We start from the raw sequence: 15,925 nt of genomic DNA on the forward strand, positions 1-15,925 counted from the left end.
ATGGACGAACGTCAGCTGCGGATCCTGCGCGAACTCGGTGAACTGGGCAGCGTCACCGCGGTCGCCGACGCGCTGCTCGTCACACCCTCGGCGATCTCCCAGCAGCTGCGGCTGCTCCAGCGCGCCATCCCGGTCCCGCTCACCGAGCGACAGGGGCGCCGGCTGGTGCTGACCGACGCCGGGCAGGCACTGGCGGGCGCGGCGACCGAGGTGGAGTCGGCGCTGGCGCGGGCCCGGCATACCGTCGAGGAGTTCCTGGACCGGCCGGACGGGGAGGTGTCCGTGGCGGCGTTCCACAGCGCGGGCGCCGCCTTCTTCCCGCTGCTGCTGCGTTCCCTCACCGGACCGGACGGGCCCGTGCTCACACTGGCCGACAAGGACGTCACGCAGGACGACTTCCCGCCGCTGACCCGTGAGTACGACCTCGTCCTCGCCCACCGCCTGGACCACGCCCGGCCCTGGCCGCGCACGGTGGCGGCGACCCCGCTGCTGCGCGAACCGCTCGACGTGGCCATGCCCGCCGACCATCCGCTCGCCGCCAAACGCCGAGTGACCCCCAGCGATGTGGCCGACCAGCCCTGGATCGCCGTACACGACGGCTTCCCGATCATGGCGACGATCGAGGCCATCGCCACCGCGGCGGGCCGCCGGCCCCATCTCGCCCATCGCATCAACGAGTTCTCGGTCGCGGCGGAGGTGGTGGCCGCCGGAGGAGGCCTGGCCCTGATGCCCCGCTGGACCTCACGCCCGCACCCTGACCTCGTCCTCAAGCCCCTCAGCGGCATCCATGCCAGACGCCGCATCGACGCCCTCCACCGCCCGGAGCGAACCGCCCGCAGGGCGGTACGAACGGTGCTGACGGAACTGCGCAGAGCGGCACAAATAATCAGGGCCGAGGAGTAGCGCCTCTTTGAGGGGCGCGGGGAACTGCGCGACAAGCCACGAACAACCCGCAGACGCCCGACAACACCAAGGCCCCACCCACTAGGCACTCAAAACGGATACCACCGCACAGCCGCATCCCCCGCCCGCAAGGACTCCACCCGCCGCGAGAACTCCACCGACGCCTTCGGATTGACAGGCGCATGCTGCGCAACCCACGCACAACTCGCTGTCTCCCGCGCCCCGCGCAGCACTCCACACCCCGCCCACTCCCGCACATCCCATCCGTACGCCTCCGTGAACGCGCCGTAGGACTCGGCGGGGAGGGCGTACCGGTCGTGGGACAGCGCCATGACCACCAGGTCGTGTTCACGCAGATCGGCGGAGAAGGTCTCCAGGTCGACCAGGACCGGCCCGTCGGGGCCGATGTGGACGTTGCGGGGGAGGGCGTCCCCGTGGATCGGGCCCGGCGGGAGCTGCGGGGTGAGCGCGGCGGCGGCCGCGGCGAAACCGTCGCGGCGCTCGCGCAGATATGCCGCGTCCGCAGGGTCGATCGCGTCGCCCGCGAGCCGCAGCCAGCGTTCCACGCCGCCCAGGAGTTCGCGGGGCGGCAACGTGAAGGAACGGGGGAGCGGCAGGGCGTGCACGATCCGTAGGAGTTCGGCCAAATCCCGGGGGCCGGCGGCGCGTACCGGATCGGGCAGCCGGTGCCACACCGTCACCGGGTGGCCCTCGACGAGGAGGGCCTTCGGGTCGGCCGCGCGTACCGCCGGGACGCCTTCCTCGGCGAGCCAGAGCGCGATGTCCAGCTCCCGCCGCGCACGGTCGAGGAGTTCGGCGTCGCGGCCCACCTTGACGACCAGGTCACCGGCGGCGAACACCGCGTTCTCGCCCAGCGCCAGGAGCCGGACGTCCGGTGCCGTGCCGGGCAGTACGCCCGCCGTGGCCAGTACGTCCCGGGCCTGTGCCTCGTCCATCGTCCGCCTCCCGCGCAGTCACTCGTACCCGGCTGTCCACGTCCGTGTACGTCCGCGAACGGCGTCGGGTTCACGCCATCCGCCGGTCAGTGTCGCATTCGCACTGGTGGGAGCGTGTGCGCGGTGCCTTGACGGCGTACACGGGCTTCACGACCATGACGGGGCCACCTCGGGCGACCAAAGGAGCCGATCACGTGACATTGGCGACCGGTGCGAGGCGACCGGCCGGGCGCTCGACCCGCGCCGGGCCGGGTGGCGGTCGGATCACCGGCCACGGCGCCTGGTTCCTCGTCCTGCCCGCCCTGATCCCGATCCTCGTCCTGAGCGTGGGACCGCTGGTGTACGGGATCCTGCTGGCTTTCACCGACGCCCAGTCCGGCCGGACCGCGTCCACGCGGTGGATCGGCACGCTCAACTTCCAGGACCTGCTGCACGACACGCTGTTCTGGGAGTCGTTCCGGATCGGGCTGGTCTGGGCGGCCGGGGTGACCGTGCCGCAGTTCCTGCTCGCCCTCGGCCTCGCCCTCCTCCTCAACCAGGAGTTACGGCTGCGCTGGCTGGCCCGCGCCCTCGCGATCGTCCCGTGGGCGATGCCCGAGGTCGTCGTCGGCATCATGTGGCGGCTCGTCTACAACGCGGACGCCGGTGTACTCAACGAGACGCTGCGCGACCTGGGCCTGGGTGACGGACGCGACTGGCTCAGCGGCCTCGCGACCGCGCTGCCCGCCGTCATCGTCGTCGGGATCTGGGCGGGGATGCCGCAGACGACGGTCGCCCTGCTCGCCGGCTTGCAGAACACCCCGCGTGAACTGCACGAGGCCGCGGCCATGGACGGCGCCGGCGCCTGGCGCCGCTTCCGGACGGTCACCTGGCCCGCGCTGCGGCCGGTCGCGCTCGCCATCACCGCCCTCAACCTGATCTGGAACTTCAACTCCTTCGCCCTGGTGTACGTCCTGACGAACGGCGGCCCCGGCGGACGCACCCGGCTGCCCATGCTCTTCGCCTACGAAGAGGCCTTCCGCTACGGCCAGTTCGGCTACGCGGCGGCGATGGGCTGTGTGATGGTCGCGCTGATCTCCGTCCTTCTCGCCGTGTTCCTCGTCGGCCGGCTGAGGGGAGGTGAGGAGAGTTGAGGACGAGCACGAGCGCCCGCGTCGGGCAGTACGCGGCCCTTCTCGCCTACCTCGCCTTTCTGGCCCTGCCGTTCCTCTGGCTCCTGTCCACCGCCTTCAAGTCCCCGCGCGAACTGGGCAGTCTGCACCCCACCTGGATCCCGGAGCACCCCACCCTCGACAACTTCCGCCAGGCCTTCGACGAACAGCCGCTGCTGCACGCCGCGTTGAACTCCCTGCTCGCGGCGGCCTCGGCCGCGCTGGTCGCCGTACTGCTCGCGACCCCGATGGCGTACGTCATGGCCAGGCATCGCACGCTGCTCGGGCGGGCGGCGACAGGGTGGGTGGTGGTCAGCCAGGCGTTCCCGTTCGTGCTGGTCATCATCCCGCTGTTCCTCGTGCTGAAGAACCTGCGGTTGATCGACTCCGTCTTCGGGCTGGTGATGGTGTACGTGGTGTGGTCGCTGCCGTTCGCGCTGTGGATGCTCGTCGGGTATGTACGGGCCGTGCCCGCCGAGTTGGAGGAGGCGGCGGCCGTCGACGGCGCCGGACGCCTGCGCACCCTGGTCTCCGTGACGGCTCCGCTGCTGGCGCCGGGGATCGTGGCGACGGCTCTGTTCGCGTTCGTCACCGCCTGGAACGAGTTCTTCTTCGCCCTGGTGCTCCTCAAGACCCCGGAGAAACAGACCCTGCCGGTCGTCCTCACGCATTTCATCGGGGCGGAGGGCGTTGCGGATCTCGGCCCGTTGGCCGCCGCCGCGTTCCTGGCGACACTGCCCTCGCTCGTCGTGTTCGCGCTCATCCAGCGCCGTATCACCGGTGGCATGACGGCCGGGGCGGTGAAGGGCTGATGCGCGCGCGACGGCTCGTCGTCCTCGTCATCGTGCTGCTTCTCGCCGGCTGCACAGGCGGCGGGGACACCACCGCGGACGGCCGAATCACCCTCCGCTTCCAGTCCCTCGCCTGGCAGGACGAGTCCGTCGCCGCCAACAAGGCGTTGGTGAAGGAGTGGAACGCGACCCATCCCGACGTCAAGGTCGAGTACGTACAAGGGAGTTGGGACAGCATCCACGACCAGCTGCTCACCTCCTTCGAGGGCGGTGAGGCCCCCGACATCATCCATGACGCCTCGGACGACCTCGCGGACTTCGCGTACGGCGGCTACCTCGCCGATCTGCGCGAGTTGCTGCCCGAGCGGCTCAAGTCCGACATCCCGCAGCGCAGTTGGGAGACGACGACCTTCGGGGACGGCGTCTATGGCGTGCCGTTCCTCCAGGAACCGCGGGTGCTGATCGCCAACGCGAAATGGCTGAAGGAGGCGGGCGTACGGATCCCGACCCCCGAGCAGCCCTGGAGCTGGCCGGAGTTCAGGCAGATCACCCGGCAGCTCAGCGGCGACGGCAGATACGGCGTGGCCTGGCCGCTCAAGGAACCCGTCTCCGCCACGCTCAACCTGTCCTTGTCCGCGGGCGGCAGACTCTTCCACCGGGACGCGGACGGCAAGGTGACCGTCCGCTTCACGGCCCCGGAGCAGGTGGTCCCCCGTACGATCCACGACCAGGTCAACTCCGACGACAGCGCGTCGGGTTCGACGCTGGGAAGCGGCGGCTCCGACACCCTGCCCGGGTTCTTCGGCGGCCGGTACGCGATGGTCCCGCTCGGCTTCTCCTACCGTCAGCAGATCGCGCAGCAGGCCCCGAAGGGCTTCGAGTGGCAGGTGCTGCCCGCACCGGCGGGCGCCGACGGACTCACCCAGGGTGTCAGCCCGCAGACCCTCTCCATCGCCGAGGACAGCCGACACCAGCGGGAGGCGGCCGAGTTCATCGACTTCATGCTGCGCCCGGAGAACATGGTCCGGCTCGCCCTCGGCGACTGGATGCTCCCCACGGGCACCCAGGCACTGAAGTCCCCTTCCCTGCGGACCCGGAAGGACGGCTGGGCCACGGGCACCGCCCTCGCCACCCACCTCCGCTCGGCCCCCGCCCAGTCCGTGCGCGGCTACCCGGAGTGGAAGGACAAGGTCGCCACGCCCGCGTTCCAGGAGTACTACAGCGGGGCGATCGACCTCGCCGAACTGCGAGAACGGCTGGAGGACGACGGAAACCTGGTGCTGGCGCGCTATCAGCGGTGAGCGGCTCTTGTGCGAATGATCGCCGTACCGCAGGCCGTCGACCGGTTCGGCAACGCCGACATGCTGGAAGGGCTCGGGGTCGCCCGCCGTGTGCCCATGGAAGAGGCGACCGCCCAGGCGCTGCGCGAGGCCGCCCTCGCACTCGTGGACGATTCGGAGGTCGCCCGGCGGCTCACGGAGGTCCGGGCCGGGATGGTGAGGGAGGGTGGCCCCCGGCGGGCCGCCGAGCTGATCGAGGCCGGGCTGCCGGCCGCACCAACGACCTGAACGGGAAGAGGGCCCGTTGGCTCCCCGGTGACCAACGGGCCCTCAGTTCAAGGGATTTGCCGGGTGTTCAACAGATGTGAAGGGTGAGTGGGAGGAGTACTCAGACCCCTACCCGATCGCCCTCCACAGCGGGCGGCTGAGGCGGCGACACGGGCTCCGGGGCCTCGTCGTGCGTCAGGTCCGGCAAGCGGTTCAGCCACTTCGGGAAGTACCAGTTGCGCTCCCCGAGCAGGGCCATGACGGCCGGCAGCAGCACACCGCGGATGATCGTCGCGTCGATGAGCACCGCTGCCGCGAGACCCACACCCATCTGCTTCATGGACTGCATCGACAGCGTGCCGAAGATCGCGAACACGGCGACCATGATGACGGCGGCACTGGTGACGACCCCGGCCGTGGTGACCACCCCGTGCTGGATCGCGTCCTTCGTCGAACGGCCCCGCAGATGCGCCTCGCGGATACGCGAGACGACGAACACGTGGTAGTCCATCGACAGGCCGAACAGGATCACGAACAGGAACAGCGGCAGCCAGGTGATGATGGCGCCCACGCCCTCCGCACCCACCAGCGACGCGCCCCAGCCGTGCTGGAAGACGGCGACCAGGATGCCGTAGGCGGCCCCGACCGAGAGCAGGTTGAGCACGATCGACGTGATCGCGATCGTCAGGGAGCGGAACGACAGCAGCATCAGCAGGAAGGCGAAGACGACCACGAAGGCGAAGACCGGGGCGACCGCGCCGCCCAGCTGGTCGTTGAAGTCCTTCGAGCCCGCGACCTGTCCGGTGATCGGCGCCTGGACGCCGTCGACCTTGCCGAGGGTGGCCGGGCGTACCTCGTCGCGCAGCTTGTCCAGGCTCTCGCCCGCCTTGTCCAGGTCGGAACCGCCGACCAGCGGGACGTACACGAAGGCGATGTTCTCGGCGTCGTGCAGCTTGATGTCCACCGGGCCGCGCGAGGCACCCGAACTGACCGCCAGCGCACGGAAGTCGGCGAGCGCGGACTGCACGTCGGCCGCGTTGATGTCCCGTGCCTTGACGATCACCTCGGCGGGCTCGGAGCCGCCGGGGAACGCGTCGTTGACGCGGTTGTAGGTACCGACGATCGGCAGCGAGTCGCCGAACTCCTGGTCCAGGGTGAGGTTCTGGGTCTTCATGCCGAGCGCGGGCGCGGCCACGGCGAGCAGGGCACCGGCCGCCACGACCAGCGAGATGGCCGGCCTGGCGAGTACGACCTTCAGCACGGCCGTCCAGAAACGGCTCTCCCCGTTGCCCTTGCCGCGGTTGCCGTTCTTGCGCCGCTTGTCCGGGTGCAGGAACGGGATCCTGCCCTTCTCTACCCGCTCACCGAGCAGCGACAGCAGCGCCGGAAGGACCGTCACCGAACCGACCATGGCGACCGCCACGACCATGAGCGAGGCCAGTCCCATCGCCTCGAACGTGGCGAGCCCGGTGAACAGCATGCCCGCCATCGCCACGCACACCGTGACACCGGAGACGATGATCGCGCGGCCACTGGTCGCCGCGGCGATCTGGAGCGCGGCCTCGGGACTGCGGCCCGCCGCCCGCTCCTCGCGCTCCCGGCGCAGATAGAACAGGCAGTAGTCGACGCCGACGGCGAGACCGACGAGCAGCATCACGGAACTCGCGGTGTCGTCCATCGGCTGGAGGTGGCTGACGATACCCATCAGACCCATCGTCGCTATGATCGCGGTGACCGCCAGTGCCACCGGCAGCAGGGCCGCGACCAGCGCGCCGAACGCGATCAGCAGAATACCGAGGGCCACCGGCACGGCGGACAGCTCGGCCTTCTTGAAGTCGTCCCCGAAGGCGTCGTCGAACGTCTTGTTCATACTGGCGCCGCCGATCTCCTCGATCCGCAGCTCCGGGTGGTCCTTCTGGACGTCCGCGACGGCCTTCAGCACCGGCTCGACCCGGTCGCCCGCCGTCTCGGCGTCACCCCGCATGTCGAACTGGACGAGAGCGCTGCGTCCGTCCTTCGAGAGGGTGTCCGTGTCGTACGGCGACTGGACGTCCGTGACCTTTCCGGTCCCGTCGACCGCCTTGATGACGTCGGCGACGGCGGCCCGGAACGCGGCGTCCGTGGCCCTGACGCTCGCGCCCTTCGCCTGGATGAGGACGGTCTCGCTCGCGGGTTCGTCGATCCCGGCATCCTCGATGATCTTGGCGGCCGTGTGGGTCTCGCCCCCGAGCTGGTCGCTCTCCTTGACCTCGACGCTGCCGGCCGCCGAGCCCAGGCCCATCGCCAGGACGACGAACAGCACCCAGATCCCGACGGCCGCCCAGCGGTGCTTGGCACTCCAGCCGCCGGCCCGGGCGGCTATGCCCCGTACCCGCGTTTCTCCGTTCCCCATGACGGGCTGCCCCCTCGTAAGCGGCGACAGCCCCCTGCCATCACCTTTAGTTCGAAGGTATGGGCCGGATAAGACCATCTCCTCGTGCTCGCCGGTGAGGTGCGGTCGGCCGAAGTCCTCCCCTCGGGTACCGGCGTCTCCCCACTGGGTAGGACACCGGCCCCCTACATCTAAAAGACGATCTCGGGGTGGTTCCTCGGGGAGGCTGTCAGTGGGCCGCCTTATGGTGTGCGAATGACGACAGGTGAGCAGGCGACGACCACCTACGCGGCGCTGCTGCGCGGCATCAACGTGGGCGGCAACAAGAAGGTCCCGATGGCCGAGCTGCGCACCCTGCTGGAGGGCCTCGGGTACGACGGCGTCCGGACGTATCTGCAGAGCGGTAACGCCGTCTTCGCCACCGGCCACGGGGACGAGGAGTCCCTCGCCGGGGAGATCTCGCGGGCCATCGAGAAACACTTCGGATTCACCGTCGACGTGATCGTGCGCGACCACACCCACCTGCGGGCGATCAGGGACAACTGCCCTTTCCCCGCAGCCGAGTTGGAGGCCAAGCAACTCCACGTCACCTACTTCTCCAGGCCCGTCGACGACAGCCGCTTCGCGGACATCGACCAGGCCGCCCACCTCCCCGAGGAGTTCCGGCTCGGCGACCGCGCGCTGTACCTGTACGCGCCCGACGGACTCGGCCGCTCCAAACTCGCCGAGCAGCTCGCCAAGCCCCGGTTCCTCAAGGGCCTGATCGCGACCACCCGCAACTGGAACACCGTCGTGAAACTGGTGGAGCTGACCGAGGACGAGACCCCGGGCAGGTGACACCCACGCCGCCCGACACCGTGACCGTGACCGGGAGCGCGACCCCGCCGTGGAGGCCGCCGTCGAAGCCGAGCCACGACTGCTCGCCCCCGAGATCCGCGGCTCACCCGAGCTGACCGGAGCGCTGCCGCACCCCGGGTTCCGCGAGTTGGGCGACGCCGTTCAGCGATCCCTGGCGACTGACCTACCGGAGGTGCAGGCGCGCCAGTTCGTCCCCGGACAGTCGTACGGTCCCGGCGGCCAGGTTCTCCTCCAGGTGTACGAGGGAGCCGGTGCCCGGGGTCGGGCAGAGCACCGGGGAGCGGTGCAGCAGCCAGGCCAGCGCCACCTGGGCCGAGGTCGCTCCGTGTGCGGCGGCGATCTCCGCGCACACCGGGTCGGCCGCCAACTCGCCGTTGCCCAGCGGAAACCACGGCAGGAACGCGATGCCGTGCGCCTCGCACAGCTCGAGCAGCGGCTCGGAGGCCCGGTCGAGGAGGTGGTAGCGGTTCTGCACGGACGCGATCGACGTCAATTCCCGTGCCGCGACCAGCTCTTCGGCCGTCACGGAGTCGAGGCCGAGCTGCCGGATCTTGCCCTCCGTGCGCAACTCGTCGAGGGCGCCGAGCTGTTCGGCCATCGGGACGCGTGGATCGAGCCGGTGCAGCTGATACAGGTCGATCGTGTCGCGGCGCAGCCGCCGCAGACTCGCCTCGCACATCGCGCGCAGCCGCTCCGGCCGGCCGTCGATGTGCCAGGCGTCGGGCCCGGTCCGCACGACACCGCCCTTGGTGGCGACCGACACCCCGTCCGGGTACGGGTGCAGGGCCTCGGCGACGAGTTCCTCGGCGATCGACGGCCCGTAGTTGTCGCCGGTGTCGATCAGCGTCACGCCCCGGTCGACGGCCCGGCGCAGTACGGCCACCGCGTCGTCGGGGTCGCCTCGCGGGCCCCAGTAGCCGGGGCCGGTGAGCTGGGCGGTGCCGTAGCCGAGGCGCTGGACGGGCAGCTCGCCGCCGATCGTAAAACTTTCCGAAGGCATGCGACGGACACTACCTGTGCGGTGCACGCACCATGGCAGGCTGATCCGCATGCGCTACATCATCATCGGAGCAGGGGCGGTCGGCGGTGCCATCGGCGGGCGGCTGGCCGGAGCGGGGCACGAGGTCGTCCTCGTCGCCCGGGGTGCCCAGTACGAGGCGCTGAGCGCGCGCGGGCTGCGGCTGGTGACACCGGACGGGACGCACACGTACCGCCTGCCGACCGTCGACGGACCCGCCGGACTCGGGGAGTTGCGAGCCGACGACGTGCTCGTCCTCGCCGTCAAGACGCAGGACAGCGAAGGCGCTCTGGCGGTCTGGGGGCCGGTGCCCGTCGCGGGCGGCGGCACGGCGGCCGAGCGGCTGCCGCTGCTCTGCGCGCAGAACGGCGTGGAGAGCCAGCGTCTCGCGCTGCGCCGCTTCCGGCGGGTGTACGGCGTCTGCGTCTGGCTGCCCGCAGCCTACGAGGAACCCGGCATCGTCTCCGCCGCGGGCGCCCCCCTCACCGGCATCCTCTTCCTCGGCCGCCACCCGCACGGCACCGACGACACGGTCCGCCGGATCGGCGCCGACCTGGAGAAGGCGGAGTTCGAGGCCCCGGTCGTCGCGGACGTGGCACGCTGGCAGTACGCCAAGCTGCTCACCAACCTGGGCAACGCCATCCGGGCACTCAGCGGTGCGGCGGACAGCGAGGAGAGCGAACAGCTGCGTCAACGGGTGTACGCCGAAGGCGAGTCGGTGCTCGCGGCGGCCGGGATCCCGTACACGAGCGCCGCGGAGGCGAAGGCCAGGCGCGGTGACAAGATCACTCTACTGCCCCTGCCCGGCACCGAGCCCGGCGGCGGCTCCTCCTGGCAGTCCCTGAGCCGGGGCACCGGCACGATCGAGACCGACTACCTCAACGGCGAGATCGTGCTCCTGGGACGCCTGCACGGCGTACCGACACCCCTGAACGAGCTGCTGCAGAGGCTGGCCAACACGTTCGCGCAGGAACGACGGCCGGCGGGTTCCCTGCCTTCGGCGGAACTCGTACGGCTGGCGGACGAGGCCGTGGTCAACTGAACGTCGGCTGTCGACGGGCGGGAGCCGGCGGAGCGACGACCCGAACTCCGCCTGCCCGCAGACCGGTTCAGGCGACCGGAGACACCTACGCGCTCACTGCGGCCCGCCCCGGCAACGGCATCCGTACCGCCGCCTCCGCGTACCGCCGCAGCAGCAGCCGGGCCACCTCGGGTGCCGGTCCCAGGACATCGGCGAGGACGTCCGCCTCGGCCGCGCCCCGCGCGATGCGGTCCGGGAGGAAGCCGGGCGCGAGGACGTAGGGCGCCACGGCGACCCGCTCGCAGCCCAGTTCCCGCAGCTCCCGTACCGCGTCCTCGGTGCGCGGAAGGGACGCGGAGGCGAACGCAGGCCGCACGGCGCACCAACCGGTGTGCCGCCACTCCCGCGCGATTTCAGCGATCACTGCGATCGCCTCCAGGTCGGTGGACCCCGCCGAGGCCAGCACGACCCCGGTCGAGGACTTGTCGGCGGGAGTCAACCCCGCCTCGTACAGCCGCCGTTCGAGCGCGGAGAGAAGCAGCGGGGACGGGCCCAGCACCTCCGCCTGGCGGATGTTCAGCCGCCTCGGCGCGTCCCGCAGGACCGCCGGGATGTCCGCCTTGGCGTGGAAGGCGCGGGTCAGGAGGAGGGGAAGGGCGACCACGTCACGGACGCCCTCCGCCGCCAGGGACTCCAACACCCCTTGTACGGACGGGATGTTGAAGTCCAGGAAGCCGGTCTCCACGCGCAGCCCGGGCCGCAGCGACCGTACGCGCCGCACGAGGGCGTGCACGGTCGCAGCGTGCCGCGGGTCGCGGCTGCCGTGGGCGATGACCACGAGGACGGGGCGGACCGGCTGCTTGTACATGGGGCTCAGCTCGCCACCAGGAGGCCGCGGCTGCGCAGCACGCGTCGTTCCAGCGGGCTGAAGATGAGCAGGTCGACGGCGATACCGACGAAGAGGATCAGGAAGATCGCCTCGAAGATCATCGGCATGGAGCTGGCGTTGCGTCCGTTCTCCAGCAGTGCGCCCAGGCCGATGCCCAGGTCGGGGGAGGAGGCGATGATCTCCGCCGCCATCAGTGAGCGCCAGGAGAACGCCCAGCCCTGCTTCAGACCGGCCAGATAGCCCGGCAGTGAGGCAGGCAGGACGATGTGCCAGGCACCCTTCCAGCCGGTCGCGCCCATCGTGCGGCCCGCCCGCAGGAACAGCGGCGGCACCTGGTCGATGCCGGAGACCAGGCCGTTGGCGATGGACGGGACCGCGCCGAGCAGGATCACCGCGTACATCATCGAGTTGTTCAGACCCAGCCACAGGACCGCCGGCGGCACCCACGCCACCGAGGGCAGCGACTGGAGGCCCGACAGGACCGGTCCGATCGCCGCACGGATGAACTTCACCCGGGCCACCACCAGACCCAGCGGGGTGCCGATTGCCAGGGCCAGCAGGAAGCCGAGCAGACCGCGCTCGACGCTGGTCCAGATGTAGCCGAGGAGCTTGCCCTCCAGCCAGTCCTCCTTGAACTCGGCCGCTACGTCGGCGGGCGAGGGCAGGTCGGTCGGGTCGCTGACGATTTTGAACGTGATCAGCGCCTGCCAGATGAGCAGCACCACGCCGGTCGCGATGAGCGGCGGGAGGATCTTGGCGCGGAAGGTCACCGAGAAGGGCGTGCGCGCGGTGGCCACGTTCTCCAGGGCGTCCAGACCGGCCTCCAGGCCGGCGGTCTGGAGGTTGCCGTCGGACCGGTCCTGACGCGTGTCCGTCAGGCCCGACTTCGTGTCACTGCTGGCCATGACGGCGGATCTCCCCACGCAGTTGTTCGGTGATCTCAATGGACAGTTCGGCCACGGGGGCGTCCTCGATACGACGTGGCTGCGGGATCTCCACCGTCCACTCGCGCGCGATCCGGCCCGGCCGCGACGACAGCAGGACGACCCGCTGCGCGAGCCGCACCGCCTCCCGCACGTTGTGCGTGACGAACAGGACGGAGACACCCGTCTCCGCCCAGATCCGGGTCAGCTCGTCGTGCAGCACGTCACGCGTGATCGCGTCGAGCGCCGCGAACGGCTCGTCCATCAGCAGCAGCCGGCTCTTCTGGGCCAGCGCCCGGGCCAGCGCGACCCGCTGGCGCATACCGCCGGACAGCTCGTGCACCCGCTTGTCGTACGAGCCCTGCAGCCGGACGAGGGCGAGCAGCTCGTCGGCGCGCCCGCGCCGTTCGTTCTTCGGAACTCCCCCCAGTTTCAGGGCGAGTTCGATGTTCCTGCCCGCGGTAAGCCACGGGAAGAGGGCGTGCTCCTGGAACATCAGGGCAGGACGCCCGTCGGTCTTGATGCTGCCGGCGCTCGGGTCGTCGAGACCCGCGACAAGGTTGAGCAGTGTGGACTTGCCACAGCCCGAGGCCCCCAGGAGGGTGACGAACTCACCCGGCGCGACATCGAGCGTGATGTCGTCGAGGACGAGCTGCTGCCCGGCGGGCCCGGCGAAGGACTTCGATACGTGCTCGATTCGGGCGGCGTACTCGACTGACTCGGCCCGTTCGGCCTTGGCGATCGCGGTGGCCATGGTCGTCACCTCCTGGGAACTCTCGGGGATCGGGACTACTGGACGCCGAGACCGGCGTCGTCGACCGGGCTCTCGCCCTCGGCCTTCAGGACGTTGTTGAGGGGCGTGAGGTCGTAGATGCCCTTCAGCAGCGGGTCCTCCAGCAAACCGGCCTTGACCGCGTGCTCCGCCTCGGCGTTGAGGGTGGAGGCCAGCGGGTCGTTGGTGAACTGGATGGACTTCCACGCCGGGTCGATGACCTCGGGCTTCAGCGCCTTGCCGGAGTCGATCGCGAGCTGCGCGTTGGCCGCGGCCTTCGCCGCGTCGGAGTTGGCGTTGATCCACTTGTTGGTGTCGACGGAGGCCTTCAGGACCGCCTCGACGGCCTTCGGGTGCTCCTTGAGGAACTTCTGCGACACGATGATGTTCGTGATCACGAACTTCTTGTCCGGCCACAGGTCCGCCTCGTCGAGCAGCACCTTCGCGCCCTCGGCGACCAGCTTGGACGCGGTCGGCTCCGGCACCCAGGCGCCGTCGATGGAGCCGGACTTGTAGGCGTCCGGGGTCACCTTGTTGTCGGTGCGGACGACCGACACATCGCCCTTGCCGCTCTCCGCGTCGACCTTCCAGCCCTGGTCGGCGATCCAGTTGAGGAACGCCACGTCCTGGGTGTTGCCCAGCTGCGGGGTGGCGATCTTCTTGCCCTTGACGTCCTTGACGGACTTGATCTTCTTCGGGTTGACGACGAGCTTCACACCGCCGGACGCCGAACCGCCGATGATGCGGAGGTTGGTGCCCTTGGACTTGGTGTAGCCGTTGATCGCCGGGGAGGGGCCGATCCAGCCGATGTCGATGGAGCCCGAGTTGAGGGCCTCGATCTCGGAGGGACCGGCGTTGAAGACCTGGTACTTCGCTTCCGTGGCGCCCAGCGCCTTCTGGAAGTAGCCCTTGTTCACACCGACCAGCGCGGTGCCGTGGGTCAGGTTGCCGAAGTAGCCGATCTTGACGGAGTCGAGCCCGTCGATCTTCTGGGCGCCGGCGGCGACCTTCGCCTTGGAGCTGTCGTCCTTCGAGTCCGACCCGTAACCGCAGGCGGCGAGCGTCAGGAGGGGAAGTACGGCCACTGCGGCGAGGCCGCGGCGGAGAAGTGCAATGGGGGTGCCCCCATTCGAGCGAAGTCGAGAAAGGGGGAGGTTGGCAGGCACGGGAGGGGTTCCTCTCGTTGGCCCGGCGGTCACGCCCTCAGGTCGTGGCCGGGAGGTCGGCAGGTCTTCGTCGATGTCGGGACGTCCGGTGGGGGGACAGGGCGCGCAGGCAGTGCGCGTACGTCAGCACGCACATCGCGCGACCCCGCCCTGCCCGCTGCCGAGGGCGCCGCTGCCGACGCGGCCGCCCTCCTTCGCGAACGTGGAGTAGTAGTCGGTGGAGTTCATGTCAGAAGTCCCACCCGTCGTCCTCGGCCTCGTCCTTGACGGGCTCCGGGGACGCGAACGACTCGCCGACCATGCCCGCGGTGAGCGTGGTGCCGTCGTTCGGGTCGATCAGGATGAACGAACCGGTGCGCCGTGAGTCGGCGTACGAGTCGACGGGCAGCGGCTCGGCGGTGCGGATCTTCACGCGGCCGATGTCGTTGGCGACGAGCTGTCCCGGATGCGGGTGCAGGGACAGGTCGTCGAGCGTGAGACGGGACGGGATGTCCTTGACGATCGCCTTGACCGTGCGGGTGCCGTGCTTGAGGAGCACCCGGTGGCCGACCGTCAGCGGCGCGTCGGCGACATGGCACACGGTCGCCTCGATGTCCTGCGTGGTCGGCGGCGCGTCCTTGCTGGGCACGATCAGGTCGCCGCGCGAGATGTCGATGTCGTCCTCCAGCAGGACGGTCACCGACTGCGTCGTATAGGCGACCTCGACCGCCTCGCCGAGCAGGTCGATACCGGAGATCTTCGACGCGTGGCCGGAAGGAAGAACCGTCACGGACTCGCCGACACGGAAGGAACCGGCGGCGATCTGGCCCGCGTAGCCCCGGTAGTCGGGGTGCTCGGCGGTCTGCGGCCGGATCACGTACTGCACGGGGAGCCGGGCATGGCAGTGGCTCAGGTCGTGGGCGACCGGGACCGTCTCCAGGTGCTCCAGGAAGGTCGGCCCGCCGTACCAGTCCATGTTCGCGGACGGGTCCACCACGTTGTCGCCGGCCAGCGCGGAGATCGGGATCGCGGTGATCTCCGGGACGCCCAGCTCCAGCGCGTACGCCGTGAACTCCTCGGCGATCGCGGCGAACACGGACTCCTGGTAGTCGACCAGGTCCATCTTGTTGACCGCGAGCACCACGTGCGGGACACGCAGCAGCGCGGCGAGAGCCGCGTGCCGGCGGGTCTGCTCGACGACGCCGTTGCGGGCGTCGATCAGGATCACCGTCAGCTCGGCCGTGGAGGCACCCGTCACCATGTTGCGGGTGTACTGCACGTGGCCGGGCGTGTCGGCGAGGATGAACCGGCGCTTCGGCGTGGCGAAGTAGCGGTACGCCACGTCGATCGTGATGCCCTGCTCGCGCTCGGCGCGCAGGCCGTCCGTCAGCAGTGCGAGGTCGGGGGTCTCCTGGCCGCGGCTCGCCGAGGCGCGCTCCACCGCCTCCAGCTGGTCGGTGAGGATCGACTTGGAGTCGTGGAGCAGCCGGCCCACGAGGGTGGACTTGCCGTCGTCGACGGAACCGGCGGTGGCGAACCGCAGGAGCGTGGTCTCGGTGAGTTCCGTGGTCGTGGTCATG

At 70.2% G+C, this 15,925-nt stretch carries 14 protein-coding genes and 1 pseudogene; 7 read left to right on the plus strand and 8 right to left on the minus strand.

Going from position 1 to position 15,925, the window contains the following annotated elements:
• A complete protein-coding gene (locus OHN74_RS33810; RefSeq protein WP_327698354.1) occupies nucleotides 1–903 on the plus strand; it encodes a LysR family transcriptional regulator in 903 nt (300 codons plus the stop codon).
• An 89-nt stretch (nucleotides 904–992) separates the two neighbouring features.
• On the opposite strand, the gene OHN74_RS33815 is transcribed toward OHN74_RS33810, so the two are convergent.
• On the minus strand, nucleotides 993–1,859 hold the full coding sequence (locus tag OHN74_RS33815; RefSeq protein ID WP_327698355.1) for a phosphotransferase enzyme family protein: 867 nt from the start codon (nucleotides 1,857–1,859) through the stop codon (nucleotides 993–995).
• A 194-nt stretch (nucleotides 1,860–2,053) separates the two neighbouring features.
• Here OHN74_RS33815 and OHN74_RS33820 point away from each other — a divergent pair, with 194 nt between their 5' ends.
• The 4 genes and pseudogenes from OHN74_RS33820 to OHN74_RS33835 all read left to right on the plus strand — a co-directional run.
• The gene (locus OHN74_RS33820; protein WP_327698356.1) at nucleotides 2,054–2,992 is read left to right on the plus strand and encodes a carbohydrate ABC transporter permease; all 939 of its coding nucleotides are present in this window, start codon (nucleotides 2,054–2,056) and stop codon (nucleotides 2,990–2,992) included.
• A complete protein-coding gene (locus OHN74_RS33825; RefSeq protein WP_327698357.1) occupies nucleotides 2,989–3,822 on the plus strand; it encodes a carbohydrate ABC transporter permease in 834 nt (277 codons plus the stop codon). Before OHN74_RS33820 ends, OHN74_RS33825 begins: the two co-directional genes overlap by 4 nt.
• Nucleotides 3,822–5,102 carry an ABC transporter substrate-binding protein gene (locus OHN74_RS33830; protein WP_327698358.1) on the plus strand — a complete coding sequence of 427 codons (1,281 nt, stop codon included), beginning with the start codon at nucleotides 3,822–3,824 and terminating at the stop codon, nucleotides 5,100–5,102. Before OHN74_RS33825 ends, OHN74_RS33830 begins: the two co-directional genes overlap by 1 nt.
• A pseudogene (locus OHN74_RS33835) lies at nucleotides 5,103–5,369 on the plus strand (glycosyl transferase); the annotation flags it as partial.
• Nucleotides 5,370–5,469: 100 nt separating this feature from the next.
• Here the strand turns inward: OHN74_RS33835 and OHN74_RS33840 are convergent.
• Nucleotides 5,470–7,740, minus strand: coding sequence for an MMPL family transporter (locus OHN74_RS33840; RefSeq protein WP_327698359.1), 2,271 nt, complete (start codon nucleotides 7,738–7,740; stop codon nucleotides 5,470–5,472).
• Nucleotides 7,741–7,974: 234 nt separating this feature from the next.
• Between OHN74_RS33840 and OHN74_RS33845 the strand changes: the two genes are divergently transcribed.
• Nucleotides 7,975–8,556: a DUF1697 domain-containing protein gene (locus OHN74_RS33845; protein ID WP_327698360.1), complete on the plus strand. Its 582-nt coding sequence runs from the start codon at nucleotides 7,975–7,977 to the stop codon at nucleotides 8,554–8,556.
• 184 nt (nucleotides 8,557–8,740) lie between these two features.
• Here the strand turns inward: OHN74_RS33845 and OHN74_RS33850 are convergent, their stop codons facing one another.
• Nucleotides 8,741–9,577, minus strand: a complete 837-nt coding sequence (locus OHN74_RS33850; RefSeq protein ID WP_327698361.1) for an aldo/keto reductase — start codon at nucleotides 9,575–9,577, stop codon at nucleotides 8,741–8,743.
• Nucleotides 9,578–9,626: 49 nt separating this feature from the next.
• On the opposite strand from OHN74_RS33850, the gene OHN74_RS33855 reads away from it, so the two are divergent.
• Nucleotides 9,627–10,637 (plus strand): ketopantoate reductase family protein, encoded by a 1,011-nt coding sequence (locus tag OHN74_RS33855; protein ID WP_327698362.1) that lies wholly within the window; start codon nucleotides 9,627–9,629, stop codon nucleotides 10,635–10,637.
• Between the two features lie 85 nt (nucleotides 10,638–10,722).
• Here OHN74_RS33855 and OHN74_RS33860 read toward each other — a convergent pair whose 3' ends face one another.
• The 5 genes from OHN74_RS33860 to OHN74_RS33880 form a co-directional block, all read right to left on the minus strand.
• Nucleotides 10,723–11,484 (minus strand): sirohydrochlorin chelatase, encoded by a 762-nt coding sequence (locus OHN74_RS33860; RefSeq protein ID WP_327698363.1) that lies wholly within the window; start codon nucleotides 11,482–11,484, stop codon nucleotides 10,723–10,725.
• Nucleotides 11,485–11,489: 5 nt separating this feature from the next.
• Nucleotides 11,490–12,410 (minus strand): ABC transporter permease, encoded by a 921-nt coding sequence (locus tag OHN74_RS33865; RefSeq protein ID WP_327698364.1) that lies wholly within the window; start codon nucleotides 12,408–12,410, stop codon nucleotides 11,490–11,492.
• Nucleotides 12,397–13,182, minus strand: coding sequence for an ABC transporter ATP-binding protein (locus tag OHN74_RS33870; RefSeq protein ID WP_327698365.1), 786 nt, complete (start codon nucleotides 13,180–13,182; stop codon nucleotides 12,397–12,399). Before OHN74_RS33870 ends, OHN74_RS33865 begins: the two co-directional genes overlap by 14 nt.
• Before the next feature lie 35 nt (nucleotides 13,183–13,217).
• Complete coding sequence (locus OHN74_RS33875; protein WP_327700368.1) at nucleotides 13,218–14,315, minus strand: ABC transporter substrate-binding protein; 1,098 nt, start codon at nucleotides 14,313–14,315, stop codon at nucleotides 13,218–13,220.
• Between the two features lie 280 nt (nucleotides 14,316–14,595).
• The gene (locus OHN74_RS33880) at nucleotides 14,596–15,924 is read right to left on the minus strand and encodes a sulfate adenylyltransferase subunit 1 (protein WP_327698366.1); all 1,329 of its coding nucleotides are present in this window, start codon (nucleotides 15,922–15,924) and stop codon (nucleotides 14,596–14,598) included.
• Between the last annotated feature and the right edge of the window lies 1 nt (nucleotide 15,925).

This window comes from Streptomyces sp. NBC_00459 (assembly GCF_036013955.1).
GTDB lineage: Bacteria > Actinomycetota > Actinomycetes > Streptomycetales > Streptomycetaceae > Streptomyces.